General features: G+C 35.0%; 20 protein-coding genes. 5 read left to right on the forward strand and 15 right to left on the reverse strand.

From position 1 onward, the window contains the following. Window positions 1-21: 21 nt before the first annotated feature. From EZ428_RS10190 to msrA, 7 genes are all read right to left on the reverse strand, one after another. Entirely contained in the window at window positions 22-549 is a 528-nt protein-coding gene (locus EZ428_RS10190; protein ID WP_131553035.1) for a KdsC family phosphatase, read from the reverse strand. 65 nt (window positions 550-614) lie between these two features. Further along, complete coding sequence (gene iscX / locus EZ428_RS10195) at window positions 615-860, reverse strand: Fe-S cluster assembly protein IscX (RefSeq protein ID WP_131553036.1); 246 nt, start codon at window positions 858-860, stop codon at window positions 615-617. A 95-nt stretch (window positions 861-955) separates the two neighbouring features. Continuing rightward, the gene (locus tag EZ428_RS10200; protein WP_131553037.1) at window positions 956-1,288 is read right to left on the reverse strand and encodes a 2Fe-2S iron-sulfur cluster-binding protein; all 333 of its coding nucleotides are present in this window, start codon (window positions 1,286-1,288) and stop codon (window positions 956-958) included. Window positions 1,289-1,329: 41 nt separating this feature from the next. Further along, window positions 1,330-2,091, reverse strand: coding sequence for a Rossmann-like and DUF2520 domain-containing protein (locus EZ428_RS10205; RefSeq protein WP_131553038.1), 762 nt, complete (start codon window positions 2,089-2,091; stop codon window positions 1,330-1,332). Further along, on the reverse strand, window positions 2,091-4,556 hold the full coding sequence (locus EZ428_RS10210) for a heme lyase CcmF/NrfE family subunit (RefSeq protein ID WP_131553039.1): 2,466 nt from the start codon (window positions 4,554-4,556) through the stop codon (window positions 2,091-2,093). The genes EZ428_RS10205 and EZ428_RS10210 overlap by 1 nt, the downstream gene beginning before the upstream one ends. Beyond that, complete coding sequence (locus tag EZ428_RS10215) at window positions 4,556-4,972, reverse strand: cytochrome c maturation protein CcmE domain-containing protein (RefSeq protein ID WP_131553040.1); 417 nt, start codon at window positions 4,970-4,972, stop codon at window positions 4,556-4,558. Before EZ428_RS10215 ends, EZ428_RS10210 begins: the two co-directional genes overlap by 1 nt. A 221-nt stretch (window positions 4,973-5,193) precedes the next feature. After that, window positions 5,194-5,835 carry a peptide-methionine (S)-S-oxide reductase MsrA gene (msrA, locus tag EZ428_RS10220; protein ID WP_131553041.1) on the reverse strand — a complete coding sequence of 214 codons (642 nt, stop codon included), beginning with the start codon at window positions 5,833-5,835 and terminating at the stop codon, window positions 5,194-5,196. A 151-nt stretch (window positions 5,836-5,986) separates the two neighbouring features. Between msrA and EZ428_RS10225 the strand changes: the two genes are divergently transcribed. Continuing rightward, window positions 5,987-6,442: a hypothetical protein gene (locus EZ428_RS10225; protein WP_131553042.1), complete on the forward strand. Its 456-nt coding sequence runs from the start codon at window positions 5,987-5,989 to the stop codon at window positions 6,440-6,442. Window positions 6,443-6,869: 427 nt separating this feature from the next. Here the strand turns inward: EZ428_RS10225 and EZ428_RS10230 are convergent, their stop codons facing one another. The 4 genes from EZ428_RS10230 to EZ428_RS10245 form a co-directional block, all read right to left on the reverse strand. Next, the gene (locus EZ428_RS10230; protein ID WP_131553043.1) at window positions 6,870-8,291 is read right to left on the reverse strand and encodes a Glu/Leu/Phe/Val family dehydrogenase; all 1,422 of its coding nucleotides are present in this window, start codon (window positions 8,289-8,291) and stop codon (window positions 6,870-6,872) included. A gap of 144 nt (window positions 8,292-8,435) precedes the next feature. After that, the gene (locus EZ428_RS10235) at window positions 8,436-8,657 is read right to left on the reverse strand and encodes a CcmD family protein (protein WP_317126452.1); all 222 of its coding nucleotides are present in this window, start codon (window positions 8,655-8,657) and stop codon (window positions 8,436-8,438) included. Then, window positions 8,657-9,316 (reverse strand): cytochrome c biogenesis protein, encoded by a 660-nt coding sequence (locus tag EZ428_RS10240; protein WP_131553044.1) that lies wholly within the window; start codon window positions 9,314-9,316, stop codon window positions 8,657-8,659. The genes EZ428_RS10235 and EZ428_RS10240 overlap by 1 nt, the downstream gene beginning before the upstream one ends. A 22-nt stretch (window positions 9,317-9,338) precedes the next feature. Beyond that, the gene (locus EZ428_RS10245; protein ID WP_131553045.1) at window positions 9,339-10,001 is read right to left on the reverse strand and encodes a heme exporter protein CcmB; all 663 of its coding nucleotides are present in this window, start codon (window positions 9,999-10,001) and stop codon (window positions 9,339-9,341) included. Between the two features lie 149 nt (window positions 10,002-10,150). Here EZ428_RS10245 and EZ428_RS10250 point away from each other — a divergent pair, with 149 nt between their 5' ends. The 3 genes from EZ428_RS10250 to EZ428_RS10260 all read left to right on the forward strand — a co-directional run bounded on the left by EZ428_RS10250 (window position 10,151) and on the right by EZ428_RS10260 (window position 11,830). Next, entirely contained in the window at window positions 10,151-10,633 is a 483-nt protein-coding gene (locus tag EZ428_RS10250) for a methylated-DNA--[protein]-cysteine S-methyltransferase (RefSeq protein WP_131553046.1), read from the forward strand. A 127-nt stretch (window positions 10,634-10,760) separates the two neighbouring features. Continuing rightward, window positions 10,761-11,276 carry a DUF421 domain-containing protein gene (locus EZ428_RS10255; RefSeq protein ID WP_131553047.1) on the forward strand — a complete coding sequence of 172 codons (516 nt, stop codon included), beginning with the start codon at window positions 10,761-10,763 and terminating at the stop codon, window positions 11,274-11,276. Window positions 11,277-11,329: 53 nt separating this feature from the next. Next, window positions 11,330-11,830, forward strand: a complete 501-nt coding sequence (locus EZ428_RS10260) for a lipocalin family protein (RefSeq protein WP_131553048.1) — start codon at window positions 11,330-11,332, stop codon at window positions 11,828-11,830. A gap of 1 nt (window position 11,831) precedes the next feature. Here the strand turns inward: EZ428_RS10260 and EZ428_RS10265 are convergent, their stop codons facing one another. The 4 genes from EZ428_RS10265 to EZ428_RS10280 all read right to left on the reverse strand — a co-directional run bounded on the left by EZ428_RS10265 (window position 11,832) and on the right by EZ428_RS10280 (window position 14,319). Next, entirely contained in the window at window positions 11,832-12,239 is a 408-nt protein-coding gene (locus EZ428_RS10265) for a hypothetical protein (RefSeq protein WP_131553049.1), read from the reverse strand. 67 nt (window positions 12,240-12,306) lie between these two features. Then, window positions 12,307-12,642 carry a gliding motility protein GldC gene (gene gldC / locus EZ428_RS10270; RefSeq protein ID WP_131553050.1) on the reverse strand — a complete coding sequence of 112 codons (336 nt, stop codon included), beginning with the start codon at window positions 12,640-12,642 and terminating at the stop codon, window positions 12,307-12,309. Window positions 12,643-12,706: 64 nt separating this feature from the next. Continuing rightward, window positions 12,707-12,976, reverse strand: a complete 270-nt coding sequence (locus tag EZ428_RS10275) for a hypothetical protein (protein ID WP_131553051.1) — start codon at window positions 12,974-12,976, stop codon at window positions 12,707-12,709. Further along, window positions 12,976-14,319 (reverse strand): DEAD/DEAH box helicase, encoded by a 1,344-nt coding sequence (locus tag EZ428_RS10280; RefSeq protein ID WP_131553052.1) that lies wholly within the window; start codon window positions 14,317-14,319, stop codon window positions 12,976-12,978. The genes EZ428_RS10275 and EZ428_RS10280 overlap by 1 nt, the downstream gene beginning before the upstream one ends. 318 nt (window positions 14,320-14,637) lie before the next feature. Here EZ428_RS10280 and EZ428_RS10285 point away from each other — a divergent pair, with 318 nt between their 5' ends. After that, entirely contained in the window at window positions 14,638-15,972 is a 1,335-nt protein-coding gene (locus EZ428_RS10285) for a dihydroorotase (RefSeq protein WP_131553053.1), read from the forward strand. Window position 15,973: the final 1 nt, after the last annotated feature.

Consider the following 15,973-nt stretch of genomic DNA (forward strand, 5'->3'; position numbering starts at 1 on the left):
TGAGCATGACGACAACATTAATTATTTACTTGCTTCTGCAGCAGAAGGATTAAGGTCGAACCAATTTTGTTGAACCTTTAACACTTTTTCAATTACATCCCTAACAGCAGAATCGCCGCCTTTTTTAGGAGAAATGTAGTGCGATATTTGTTTAATTTCATCAACCGCATCAATTGGGCAAGTAGCAATACCTACCAATTGCATTACATAATAATCAGGCATATCATCGCCCATATATAAAACCTGTATTGGCGAAATACTTTTTTCTTTTAAATATGCTTCAAAAACCTCAACCTTGTCCCCTACTTTTAAAAAGACATCTGGTAATCCTAAGTTTTCGAAACGTTTTGTAGTAGCTGGACCACCACTTCCAGATATAATGCAAATGTTATAACCTTTTTTCAAAGCCAGTTGCAAAGCATAGCCATCCTTGATATTAAAACTACGTAAAAGGTCTCCAGATTCTGACGCAATAACAGTTCCATCAGTTAACACGCCGTCAACGTCAAAAATAAAGGTTGTTATGTTTTTTAGATTTTCTAGGAACATATCTAGGTATGGTTTATACCCTTCGACTACACTAAGGGTCACAATTGCAAACTGAAAACTGTTAACTAGTCTTGGTTATCTCTCCATTCGTAAACCCAAGCAGATTGGATTTGCTCTAAATGGCCTTCGTTACTCTCTTCACGAGTACCTTTAAAGTTAGGTAATGAAAGTACCCAATCTAGTAATTCGGTAAACCTGATGCGGTAAATTTTCGCTTCGTTAAATTCATCACCAAATTTCTCATAAAGTTCTTGAGCTATATCTTCGTGGTCGTTCCAGTAAATTGGTAATGCAAATTTATCGTTGTTCATAAAAGGTTAATTGTTGTAATTGTTTAAACTGGTTAACTGTCCTTCAACTACGCTCAGGATGACAAGTAACTGAAAATTGTTACCTGCAAACTGAACTAGTGTCCTAAAAATTCTGATTGGTCTGGAATGGTTACCTCAATATCTCCATCTAAAACCACACACTGACAAGCTAAGCGTGAAGTAATTCTTGGTCTTACGGCTCTATCAATAAAATCCTCTTCCTTATCAGATATTTCTTGGATATTATCCATACCCTTGTTCACATAGATATGGCAAGTACTGCATCCGCAAACACCACCGCAGTTATGTTGCAATTCAATTCCGTTATCTAAGCAAATGTCTAATACATCTTCTCCAGCAGCAATTGGCAACTCAACAGGTGTTTTACCCGCTTCTTCAAAATTTATCTTTAATTTAAAAATACTCATAATTATTTGCAAAAGTAAGTAGCTAAAACCGCAATTAAGAATTAAATAGTTTTTTTAATGCTATCACTTAATATTTTATATATTTCTAGTAATTGTGGCTGTTGCAGCAACAATTCTTGGTGTTTAATTAATGTTTGTTCATCGTTTCTAATTGCAGGTCCAGTTTGTACATCTAATGGAAAAGCATTTTGAACCTTAGCAGCAGTTTCAACGATTAATGGTCTTAAAATATCAAATTCAAGTTGATTGGCCTTTAAAATTTCATCCGCCAATTCATATAAATGATTGGTGAAATTACAAGCAAATACGGCTGCTAAATGCAACATCTTACGTTTTTCGCTATTTATCTCAACTATGTTTTTACTCAATTTGCCAGCTAATTCTTTAAGCCTAGTTAAAGAACTTTCATTATTTGCTTCTAAACAAAGTGGAATATCTGCAAAGCTTATATCTTTACTCTTGGAGAAAGTTTGTAATGGATAAAACACGCCATAGTTTTCAAAATGATTAGCAAATACCTCTAAATTAACTGCACCAGAAGTATGTGCAATTAAACCTCTAAAGTCTTTTAGTTGATTGGCAATATCAGCAATTGCGTCATCCTTGATAGAAATAAGACAAACATCGGCATCTAAATCTATCTCGTTTAAATTAGCTATTGCTTTTGCATTTATCTGATTAGCTAAGGTTTGTGCATTTTGATTATGATAAGACCATACTTGCGTTACTTGCACATTAGCAGCATATATCGCTTTAGCAAGATGTGTAGCAACATTTCCAGCTCCTATAACAACAACCTTCATTAGCTCGTTTTGAGTTCTTTTTTTCTCCTGAAAATAGAGATTAAGAAACCAACAACCATTATAATTGTTCCAACCCAGTACAAATTGATGAGCGGAAACTCTATAGATTTAAATACAATCCAATCTTTAGCTTGTTGCGGTTTTTCATACACCTGTACTTCAAATTTGTTTTGGTCAGGCAATACTTTTGTAAATCTTAATCTTAAGCCGAGCTCTTCAATGTTTCTAGCAAAGTCAAATGTGTTATTTCCTTTTACCAAAAATAATGGTTCGGTTTTATAAATTTTACCACTCACATTAACGGCTAATGGTAAACCTATAGCCAAATCGCCAGGTGCTAATTTTAAATCTTTTACTACCGGGTTTCTATTTATCGGGTTAACCGTTAAAACACCACTACTTGTATGAATTGTATCGCCCACAGCTAAAGTAACTATCCTTGGTGCTTTAAAATTTTCTTCTTCAGCATGCCCTTCATGGTCACCATGTTCTTCTTCATTAGCCTTTACACTAGTCATGTGTGTATAGATATCGGACGTTAAATAATGCTTGGTATCTGGAGAAGATATTAAACCCATTTTTTCATTTTGTTGAACATTTGGATTTACTTCAAATTCTTCTTTCACTTTTCCAGATTCATCAATAACTTTAAAATTAAGCTTGTAGAATGTATTTGGTGCTATTGTAGTATCACTGATGTAAGTTACCGTATACTTACCCATTTTTTTAGGCTCATTTTTATACAACATGATATTTTCGCCAGGCTTTTGATTTTTTTCGAAATCCCTAACGTCTATTTGATTTGTTGCATTAATTGAAACTACCTTACTTGTAGCTGCAGCTACCAATGCACCTAAGAGTAAAATGGCAAAGCCGATGTGCGCAATTGCAGAACCAGCCAATTTACTTCCTTTTGAGCTGAAAATTCCTGTTAACAATCTTGCATTTGATAATACGGCAAAAAGGCAGCTAAAGGTTAAAAGGATAAACATTAAATTGGTATATACTTTTGTAAAATACACAAACAATGCTGTTAAAACTAAGCTGAATACAATTGATGAGATTAAACTGCTATAAAAACGACGCGGGTCTGTTCTTTTATATTTTAAATACTGAGAGAAACCAGAAATTAAGGTCACTAAAAATGCAAAACCAGACTGCCATTTGTTGTAATATTCGATAGGATTGCTAATCAATTTCGATGTGCCAAAAATCTTATTAAATACTGGATAAGAAGTGGTGACAATTACTTGCAAACAGGCAACCGTTACTACCAAAGCACCAATAAACATCCAAAATTCGCGAGAATAAGTTTCTTCGTCTTTATGGGTTATTGGTAATTCATTCCATCTTGTGGCAATAAAATAAACGCTAATGATAACGAATGCTAGGATGTATGCAATTAGGTGACCGAACATCCCTAAATCTGTAAACGAGTGCACAGAGGTATCGCCCAAAATACCACTTCTGGTTAAAAAAGAAGCATAGAGCACTAAGATGAAACTCATTAACATTAAAGCCATCGCCGTAAAAAATGCGTGGCCAGTGTTTTTATAAGCAATTAAAACGTGTACACCTGCAATTAAAGTTAACCAAGGAATGATAGATGCATTTTCTACGGGATCCCAAGCCCAAAAACCACCAAAGTTAAGTGCTTCATAAGCCCAAAAAGAGCCCATGATAATACCTGTTCCTAAAATCATTACTGCAAATAATGTCCAAGGCAAAACAGGTTTAACCCAATCTTTATAACGTCTGGTCCACAAGGCTGCAATACCATAAGCAAAAGGCACCACCATACTTGCAAAACCTAAAAACAAGGTAGGTGGATGTATCACCATCCAATAATTCTGCAACAATGGATTTAGTCCCTTACCGTCTACGATAAACTTTAAATAGTTCTTAAAATTTTCTGGGTCTGCAAAAACTACAGGAGCCATTGATTTTAAATCAACAGCGTCTCTTAACAGGATAAAAGGTGAACTTCCAATTCTTTGTCCGAAAATTTCAACGCCCAATAACATTGATGTTAAAAACACTTGTGAAAAAGCAATAACAGTCATTACACCATTTTCCCAAGTTTTCCCTTTCCAAATTAGAATGGTACCTAAAATAGATTGCCAAAATGCCCAAAGCCAAAAACTTCCTTCTTGCCCTTCCCAAAAAGCAGAAACAATGTAGTAAACTGGCAATTCTTTCGAAGAGTGAGAATAAACGTAATTGTATTCGTTATAATGATTTAGGATTAGATAAAATAAGGTTACTCCTATACCAATAATAGATATTATATTTACTATAAAACCAATACGACCTAGTTTAGTCCAAGATTTACCTTGTTCGTCTTTATTTTTAACAGCGAAGAAATAAGCGATAGTAGATAGTAGAGATGCTGTGAAAGAGAGCACAATAAAAAACTGCCCTATTTTACCAGGAAGGAGGTTTTCTCCTATAAATTGAATATCCATTAAGATTTTTTGTATTGTTTAACCTGACCGTCTTGGCTTACCTCAACCATTTCATCGTTATATTTAGAAGGGCATTTCATTAATATTTTAGAGGCATAAAAGGTCTCATTTTCCATTTTTCCAATGACAACCAATTTCTCAGAACGTTCAAAATCTTGAGGTTTTGTACCATTTAAAACTACTTTTTTTACTTCCCCTTTTTCATCTTTCATGTAAAAAGCAAAATGATTTGGGTCCTTTATTGCATCGTAATGTGTGCCCTTGGTTTTTTCCCAATGTCCAATTACGTGTTCTTCTTTATTTGAAGATGAGGCTTCGATAAAATTAGAATAGGTATCTGTCTCTGCGTTTAAGCTTACCAAAAAGCCAATGCAAATGGCAATTGTAATTAAACCGATAATAGCACTTTTTCTCATGTAGGTTTTAAATTAAAAATCTAGACCACAAAGATAAAAAATTAGGCGTAGCTAAGGCATTTTGGGGCTTCCCTAATGCGCATCTTGACAATTAATTGATAGTTCTATTGAAAAATGTTCATTGGTTCAATTGTTCATTAGTATAATTAGTTCACTTGTATCATTAGTTCGATAGTTCATTGTCAACTCAACAAATTAACAACTCAACAGCTCAACTAAACTTACTTATACTCATCTTGAAGAAGGTTAGGCAAAGCAAGCCTCAACTTCTGAACTTTTGGTCCGCAAACATTAGTGATATAACCTTCATCAGGGTGTAAGCGATAATAATTTTGGTGATATTCTTCTGCCGGATAAAACTTTTCAAGTGGTTTAATTTCTGTAACTACTGCTTCACTATGTAACTTTGCTCTATTGTATTTAAGAATGGCTTCTTCAATCTGTTTCTTTTCGGTTTCATCGCTGTAAAAAGCTACAGAGCGATAACTGGTTCCAAGATCTGGACCTTGCCTGTTTAATTGAGTGGGGTCATGCATTACAAAAAAGGCTTCCAATAATTGGCTAAAGCTAATCACATTTGGGTTATAAATTATTTGAACCGACTCTGCATGACCAGTTCTATCAGCACTTACTTCTTCATAAGTTGGATTATCTTTTGTTCCACCCGCATAACCACTAGTAGCTTTAGAAACTCCTTTTAACTCAGAAAACCCTTCTTGAAGTCCCCAAAAACAACCACCAGCAAAAACGGCAACTTGTTCTTTAGCATTAGGTTTTGGCAATGCTGCTTTTTTCTGCTCGCCATCATTACTACAAGATGAAAAAACAATTGCTGCGAATAAAATTCCAAATAAGTACTTCATAAAATTCCTTTTCTACAATATACGCAATGGTATGATTTTTTGTTTTTAAAGATTGTCATTACTAAATAATATTGATAGCAAATAAAATACCCAATGTTAGGTATATAGGTTATGTAACCACTAGACTATTTTTGATGAATAAGTAGTCTAAATGCAAAACACAAAAAAAGACATTAGCCTAACCTTTCTTTATTTTTTATTATCAACTTTAATTACGGGTTGGTTTATTCACCAAAAGTATGCTCTTTATGAAAATACCCAGCAAATGTTATTATCTGGCAGTATTGCTGGCGCAAAATGGGGGATTCAAATTTTAGCTGCTTTACTTTTCCTCGGCAAAAAGAAATTTGAATTTATCCGTAGAATTAGTTTTGTCTGTTTTATAGGTTCTGCCCTATTGCTTTCTTATTATTTAATAGCATACTTACCCATTTCAAATGCCAATCAGTTTTTATTGGCACTTGGCTTATGTGTTAGCGTAATGATCTTTTTATATTTCAAGGCGATAAATCACACCCATATTAGCTTAAAATGGCATTTCGGATGGGTTTTATGCCTTAGCATTGCCATTACTTTACAATTAACTATTGTTTTTCATATCATCTAATTTTTTGAAGCGCGGTTGTAGCAATTTTTTAATTGTGCGTCATGCTCAGCTCAACTGGGCATCTTAATACAATTTTACTTCTATATTTAATAACTTCTCTTACCTTCCCTTCGCTTTAAGGTTCCCGTTTGCACGGGAATGACGTTAGATTTTCGGGATTGGGACCAAACGTTAGGATAATCGGGATTGAGCTATTTTACTAAGACTTGTGCAAGGAAACCGCTCATAGTTGCAAAAATTTCGTTTTCTAAACCCGATTGCAGCTTATAGCCCGAAATTGAGGAACGAGATGAGGTCTTGAAGCGCAAAGCGGGACTGCTTTAACCAATGAAATACTGAATTTGCTTTTCAAACAAAAAACCCTTCAACTAATACGCTGAAGGGTTTTAATATTTATCCTAAGACTAGCAAAGGAGATAGATTGTTGTTATGGCCAAACACCCAAATTCATATAAGAAACAGCAATTTTATCAATTGAATTCACAAAAGCTGCAGTTCTTAAAGTTTTAACCTCTGGTTTGTTAAGCCAAGTTTCCCTGATTTCACGATAAGAATGAATCATGGTGTCTTCTAAACCAGAGTTTACCAATTCCATTTCAGATGCACCTTTAACAATCATTAAACGATTTTCGGCAGGAATGGTTTTCCCAGTTAAGCTTTCTAAAGTGTTAATCAAGTTAGCGTTAGAGTTTTCTGCATAACGACTTTCCATGCGACCAAATGCTACGTGAGAAAGATTTTTTAACCATTCGAAATAAGAAACCGTTACACCACCAGCATTACAATACATATCAGGAATAATCATTCCGCCCATTTCTGTAAAGATTTCTTCAGCTTCTGGAGTTGTCGGTCCGTTTGCACCTTCAGCAATAATTTTTGCCTTAATATTACGAATATTCGATTCCGTAATTTGGTTCTCTAATGCTGCTGGAACTAAAATATCGCAATCTTGTTCTAAACCTTCCATTGAGTTCTTGAAGCTTGTAGCGCCTTCAAAATCTAAAATAGAGCCACTGTTTTTACGATGGGCAAAAACTTCGTCGATATTTAATCCATTTGCGTTGTAGATAGCACCTTCAAATTCACAGATCCCAACAATGGTAGCACCGAATTCCGCCAAGAATTTAGCTGAGTGATAACCTACATTACCTAAACCTTGAACGATTACTCTTTTACCATCTAAGCCAGCAGTTAAACCAACTTTGGCCATATCTTCTGCAAATGAAACGCACTCACGTACGGCGTAAGCCACACCACGACCAGTAGCCTCTTTTCTACCACGAATACCATGCAATGCAATTGGTTTACCCGTTACACAACCTAATGCATCTAGTTGACCAGGATTCATGGTCATATAAGTATCTGCAATCCAACTCATTTCACGTTCACCAGACCCATAATCAGGAGCAGGAACATCGATACCAGGACCAATAAAATTCTTTTTAATTAATTCTGTTGTGTAACGACGAGTGATTGTTTCTAACTCGGCAACAGTATAGTTTTTTGGATTGATGCAAATTCCGCCTTTGGCACCGCCAAAAGGAACATTTACAATGGCACACTTATAAGTCATTAATGCTGCAAGCGCCATTACCTCGTCTTCGTTAACCATTTCGCTATAGCGAATACCGCCCTTTGTTGGGCTCATGTGATGCGAGTGTTCTACACGCCATGCATCAATTACTTCGAAACCGTTTCCTCTGCGGATAGGAAATTGAAAACGGTACACACTGTTACATGCTTTTATTTGAGCCAATAAACCTTCTGGATGATTGGTAAATTGTGCGGCACTATCAAAGTTCTTACAAACATCTTGAAAGAAACTTGTCTCGTTTGCTGTATTAGCCATTATTTGTAGTTTTATAAATTGTAGTTAGTATTTACGGCTGCAAAATTGCAACTAAATAAACCATTAATGCAAGTATAAATTTGCTTAGTGTACTAAAAACACAGTTGTAAAAACATTAAAAGAGTAGCGCTATGACGTTTAAAATTAGTTTTTATCAGAAGATTTTTTTTCTAACATTTTTAATCTTTTGTCGAGAGTGAAGAGATAGACTAGCAATCCAACTAAAATTATGACGATAACAGCTACCACAACATAAATTTTTCCATTACTTCTAAAAGCATCGGCCATTTCTACCTCATTGTTTTGAGCGAACAAATTAAGGGTAGTCATTAACATCATTAAAGTAAAAGCGATTTTCTTCATCATTATAAATTTGATTTGTTTTCTAAAACACGAGTTCTGAAACGAATGGTATAAATCCAGTAGCCAATTAGTATCCAGCCTAAACAAGCAGGGTAAAATACCATTCGCATTCTGCTATCTAAATCGTAACTGTTAAAACCTGGATTACCGCCATTGCCCGGGTGCAAAGATGATTGTAAGCGTGGCAAAACAAATAGCAGAACCACCATCATTGGAAAGGCGAAAATATTATAGATGGCAGATATTTTAGCACGTTTTTGTTCTTCATCTATCGCATTGCGAAGTACTAAGTAAGCAAAGTATAATAAGATAGAAATGGCAGCAAAGTTTTGTTTTGGGTCGAAACTCCAAAATTGCCCCCAAGTAAATTTGGCCCAAACAGCACCTGTTATTAACCCTAAAATACCAAAAATTATTCCTGCATTTACAGCTTCAACAGCTCTAATGTCGTCTATTTCTTTTTTAGAACTAAGTGAAATAACACTGTAAACCACTGAGATTGTAAAAAGAACAATCATGGCAAACCACATGGGCACGTGGAAGTATAAATTTCTAATGGTTTCATTTAAAATATTAAGGTGCGGCACGCCAAGTAACAAACCCGCAATAGTAGTGTAAATCACTAAAACAGCACCTAAAATCTTCCACCAAGTTTTTCGCATTTTTATATTTTGATTTGGTTATTTAATCTCGCCACAAATATGGGAATAATATTAAAGAAACGCCCATTACCATTGCATTAATCAACAATAAGAGGCCAACATCATCTAAACTTACACTTCTATCTAAACCGTCAATTGCATTTTTAGCCAATTTAACCAACACAATTAATACGGGAATTATAATAGGAAAACTTAAAATTGCCATTAACATACCACCATTACCAGCTTTAGATGCAATTGCAGACACCATGGTAAATATGGTAGCAAAACTTAAGCTACCCACAATTGCTGCCACTAAGTACATTAGGACATCAGTTCCTTCTGGAAATTCGAAAACCATACTGTAAAACAGCAAAGCAATGATAGTTAGTACAATCATCAATAGCGAATTGTAGACTGTTTTAGCTATGATTAAAGAAATTGGGCTTACCAAAGTATATATATATAAATGTCTGCCTTTGCTTTCTTGCAAGAAACTTTTAGCCACAGCATTTATGGAAGCGAAAAGCATGATAATCCAGAACAACGCATTCCAAGTTAATTTTTCTACGGTAACAAAAGATAAATAACAGACAAAAACGGTAGAGACTACATAAAGCAAAACCCCATTAAGTGCGTATTTGTTACGCCATTCTAATAACATTTCTTTTTTAATAAGATGTTTAATCTGGTTTGCAATTTGCATGGCCACAAAGATAGTTTTTTGAGCCTAAAGCCGAAAGACCAAAGCTTAAAGTGACAAAACGTTGATTTGACATTTAAAATATTTAGAAAATGTATCTCGATACTTTCTACTTGATACTTGATACTATTTTATTGTAATATTGTATTGAAATGGAAAAATATTGCAGTGTAGTTAAATCACCCATAGGGGATATTATCATTTTAGCTGATGATCATGCTGTAAACGTAATTACTTTTGGTTCTAGAGACATTGAAGGTCTTCAAGAAAATTCCATCAGCCAGTTGGCGGCAAAAGAATTAACACAATATTTTGAAGGAAATTTGCAAGAATTCTCCTTCCCTATGGCTCAGGAAGGAACCGAATTTCAAAAAGAGGTTTGGCAAAATCTATTAAAAATTCCTTATGGTGAAACTACGTCTTACGCTAAGTTTTCGGCGCACAAACCTCTAGCTATTAGAGCTATTGCAGCAGCAAACGGAAAGAATAATATTGCCATAGTAGTGCCTTGCCATAGAGTTATTGGCAGCGATGGAAAGTTGGTTGGTTATGCCGGCGAACTATGGCGCAAAAAATGGCTATTGCAACATGAAATAGAAGTTGCTCAAAAGGGGCAAACAGAGTTGAAGTTTTAAGAAAGTCCGAAAGTTATTAGTCGGGAAGTCGGAAAATTTAGCACAATAATTGTAAATTGTAATTTGATGGCTGTTAAGAAGGCGGTTTTAAATTTTAACAATCGTAAATCTAAAATCGTAAATTAAAATGAACCCATATTTAGATATAGCATTAAGAAGTTTAGCTGTTTATGCATTTATGCTGATTGCCATTCGTTTAACAGGCAAAAAAGAATTTTCTCAGCTCAATACAATTGATGTGGTGTTGATTTTATTAATTAGCAATGCCGTACAAAACGCAATGGTTGGCAACGATACAAGCTTACTCGGCGGATTAGCCGCAGCTGCTGTACTTTTTATTCTCAATTACATCCTTAAAAAAGTAGCTTTTAAAAGCAAAAAGGTTAGAGAGTTGATTTTTGAACATCCAGAAATTTTAATTCACAACGGTAAGTTAAACTTTGATAAGTTAAGTCACTTGGGAATTAGTGACGAAGAATTAAAAGAGGCAATGAGAGAACATGGCGTTGAACATTATAAAGATGTAAAACTAGCCATCTTTGAAGTCGATGGAAATATCAGTATTATTTCTGGTGATAAAAGTTTAAAGCAAACTCATTTTAAACGAAAAAAGGCGCACAAAACTTTGGTTTTAAATAGTTAACTCCTAAAATCTTCTGATAAATTGTTTTCGTAAATAAGATTAAATCATCTTATATGAAAATTTTGTTTGCAGTTTTACTTATCGCTTTTAGCAATTCTCCTATCGAAAAAAATGTGCCAGTGGCCAAAGTAGATATGAAAAAATATGCTGGCACCTGGTATTCCTTATATTCAATTCCAACTATGTTTGATAAAGAAAGTAGAGAAACCACAACAAAATACACCCTAAATAAAGACGGCTATTTTAATGTGCTAACTTCTTATAAAAAATCGAACGACGAAGCAACTTATTCTAGGACTTCAAAAATGTTTCCACCAGAAGAGGGAAGCAATGGCGAATTAAAAGCGCAATTTATTTGGCCAATTAAAGTAGATTATTGGATTATAGAGCTAGCTGATGATTATTCTTACGTTGTTGTTGGTCACCCAGAACATAAATTTTTGTTTATCATGAGCCGAATAAAAAAAATGCCAAAGAAAACCTACGATGAAATTGTAGCTAGATGTAAAGCAAAAGGTTATAATGTAACCAAGCTTACATCGCAACAGCACTAACTTAGGTAGTAGGTATTTTTAATTGCTCTTTTTTAACGCTGGTTAACAGCAACAAAACAGCTACTAATAAAACAATCCATCCCCATTGGTAATGAACAACCTTACCAATAAACTTATTTGCAAATGCAGATTTAGTATAGTTATTAGATTGAAAATATACAGCGCCAGCCATTAATACACTCCAGATAAAAAATACAATCGAGAACAACTTGAATCCTCTTAGTTGTCTAATTAACAGACAGAATGTAGCTATTGCTAGAATTGCAAAAGAGATAAAAAACAACCTGGTATCGGTTTGATATAAATTCCAATTGCCTTTAATTGGCACCCTTAACATTGGAGCAACGCTGATGGCAATGATGGCTAAAATTAAGCCGATGTATGCATTTGTTTTTCTTACGATTAACATATCTAAAGTTTAAAGTGGAAAGTTAAAAGTTATGCAGGAAACTGCAAACTTAAAATTGCCAACAGAATTATTTCCTAGGGTCGATACCCATTTTATCTGCGAAGTGTGCGCAGTAATCACGCAAATCTTCCACAATGTTTTCCTCTCCAGTAGCTTTCAAAAAGCTATCACCCATAGTTTGTAAGGTCTCGTAGAAAAAACGTTTCATTTCATCAACAGGCATATCTTTTGTCCATAAATCTATGCGCATAGAATTTTTGTAATTATGGTCCCACAGAGCTAAAATCATAGATTTTACAGGCACTTGGTCTTTAGTTTCAGCATCTGTACTTTCCCAAAGAATATTCTCTGGCATATTCTGGTCGTCTAACTCTACGGTAATTTTTATTTCTGCTTGTCTCATTGTATTCAATTTTTTCGGTTGCAAATATGCTGATTTTACAAAGCATATTTAAACCAGCATCGTTTTACTTTTGTAATATTAAGAAAAGAACAATTGTTAAAGCAATAAAAAACAGCTCCACAAACCAAATGCGTTTTAATTCTTTAAAGATGAATCTAAAAATCATATCAGTTATAAAAGCAACAATCACTAAAGCTCCCAAAACCATTTTGTAAAGGCTGCTTACATCAACGTGTCCCTTAGAAATTGGTTTAGGTTGAAAAAAAGAAACAATAAAGAATGCAAGTGCAAGTGCAGCTACAATATTTAAAGGCGTTATCCTAAGCTTCCTCATTACTTCTTTTTATCAAAGCGTTTTTTGTTCTTAAATACTTTTGTTTTGTGCGCTTTATTTCTAGCCTTCTCTCTTTCGCGGTCTTCAATCTGTTTTGCATTTTTCTTTTCGTGGAAAGCACCTTTAAAATCAGGGTCTTCCTTACGTTTTTGCAAATCTATCTCCTTGGCTATTTGCTGTTTTTCTTCATAAGGCGTTTCCTCTACAAAAACTCCTTCAGGAATTGGTTCAACAGGAATAAACTGACGAGTTAATTTCTCAATTTTACGGATGTAATATTTCTCTGCTTCCGTACAAAAAGTAATCGCATCTCCTTTAGAAAACGCTCTTCCAGTTCTACCAATTCTGTGCACATAATCTTCAATAATAATCGGCACATCAAAATTAATTACGTGACTTACCTCCGTAACATCAATCCCTCTTGATGCCACATCTGTAGCTACTAAAACCCTAATATTCCCTTCCTTAAAGCTATTTATGGAGTTAATCCTAGTATTCTGACCTTTATTGGCGTGAATAACACGAACAGACTCTTCTCCAAATTTACGAACCACGTAACTGAAAATATTATCGGCTACTGCTTTCGTTTTACAAAAAATAATCAACCTATTAAAAACTTCAACATCTTTTAGTAAGTGCTGTAAAAGGTTGATTTTTGTTTTAAAGTTTGGCACTTCATATAAAACCTGCGTTACTGTTTGTGCGGGAGTTGCTTGCTCAGATGCCTCAATTATAGTTGGATGTTTCAAGAAGTCTCCCGCAATTTTCTGCACTAAATCGCTCATTGTTGCTGAAAAAAGTAAGTTTTGACGTTTACGAGGTACTACTTCTAAAATCCTATGGATTGAGCCAATAAATCCCATATCCATCATTTTATCAGCTTCGTCTAAAACCAAGAACTGTAAATATTTTGTGTTGATTTCTCCCGAAAGGTAGATATCTAAAAAACGACCAGGTGTTGCAATAATAATGTCCACTCCAGCTTTTATCTGTTCCTTTTGTGCTTTAGGTCCAATTCCACCAAAAATAACTACCGAACGTAAATCCGTATAAGTAGAAAAACGTTTCACTTCTTCGGCGATTTGCATGGCTAATTCACGTGTTGGCGCTAAAATTAAAGCTCTGGCTGCCTCGCCCTGCGCATATTTTAATTTCATTAACATGGGCAAAACGTAGGCAGCTGTTTTACCAGTTCCAGTTTCAGCAATACCACAAATATCCTGACCAGATAAAACCGGTGCAATTGCTTTTTCTTGTATTGGTGTGGCAACAGTGTAACCAGCATCGGCAACTGCGTTTAATATTTGCCTATTTAAATTAAATTCTTCGAACGATTTTGCCATAGCGCACAAAGATACGGAATAAGGTTGAGGGTTTGAAGGTGTAAGGCAGAAGGTTAATATACCCACCTTATAATAGCTTATATTACTTATATGGTTTAAAATAATTTGAAAAGCAATTTCAGTGCTAATCGGTTGCGGTAGTCACGCCCTCGCTGCAATCTTTTTGCACTGTCATCCTGAGCGTAGTCGAAGGACCAGTGTGACAAAAGGATTTCCGCTAAATCAGGTTTAAAGAACAAAATGCTGTGCTCAATACTTCTGGCCTCATTTCTCAAATCTCATATCTCAAATCTCAAATCTATCTTTATCTTTACCACCATGAATACTTACCTCATAAAAGGCGCTACTTTAGTAAACGAAGGACAGCAATTTATAGCTGATGTTTTAGTTAAAAATGGTTTAATTGAGAAAATCGGTCAATCACTATCTGCTCCCGAAGCACAAGAAATTAATGCCGATAGGCTTTACCTTTTACCAGGAATGATAGACGACCAAGTTCATTTTCGTGAGCCAGGTTTAACACATAAAGCAGATATTTTTACTGAAAGCATGGCCGCTGTTGCAGGTGGTATTACCTCTTTTATGGAAATGCCAAATACTGTCCCTAATACTTTAACGCAAGATTTATTAGCAGATAAGTACCAGATTGCTGCAGAAACTTCATTGGCTAACTATTCATTTTATATGGGTGCCAGTAATGATAACATTGAGGAGGTTTTAAAAACAGACCCGAAAAATGTATGTGGTATAAAAGTGTTCATGGGTTCATCAACTGGTAATATGTTGGTTGATAATGAAAAAACTTTAGAAAATATTTTTAGCAAAGCACCAATCTTGGTGGCTACACATTGCGAAGATGAGGCAACTATTCGTGAGAATTTGGCGATTTTTAAAGCAAAATATGGCGAAGATTTAAGAATCGAAATGCATCCATTAATTCGAAGTGCAGAAGCTTGCTATAAATCCTCTTCATTAGCTGTTGAGTTGGCCAAACGCTACCAAACTAGGTTACATATTTTACATATTTCTACTGCTAAAGAAATTGCTTTATTTGACAATACCATCGCCCTAAAAGACAAAAAAATAACGGCTGAAGCTTGTGTGCATCATCTTTGGTTTAACGATCAAGATTATCCAACAAAAGGCAATTTCATTAAATGGAACCCTGCCGTTAAAACTGCTGCCGACCAAGCAGGAATTTTAGCAGGAGTTTTAGCAGATAACATAGATGTAATTGCAACAGACCATGCCCCACATACTTTAGCAGAAAAGCAACAATCTTATGCTCAAGCTCCTTCTGGTGGACCATTAGTCCAACATGCTTTACCAGCATTGTTAGAAATGCACTTACAAGGCAAAATTTCCTTAGAAAAGATTGTCGAGAAAACTGCGCATAACTTAGCTATCTGTTTTGACATTGAGAAACGTGGCTTTATTAGAGAAGGTTATTGGGCAGATTTAGTGCTTGTAAATCTAAACGACCCCTTTAAAGTAACGCCTGTAAATATCTTTTATAAATGTGGCTGGAGCCCATTTGATGGAGAAACTTTTCAAGCTAGCATTACCCATACTTTTGTATCTGGGAATTTGGCTTATCAAAATGGAAAATTTGTAACGAGTGAGCTTGGTAAGAGATTGAGTTTTACTCGCTAGT

It is taken from the genome of Pedobacter frigiditerrae (assembly GCF_004331645.1).
GTDB classification, from domain to species: domain Bacteria; phylum Bacteroidota; class Bacteroidia; order Sphingobacteriales; family Sphingobacteriaceae; genus Pedobacter; species Pedobacter frigiditerrae.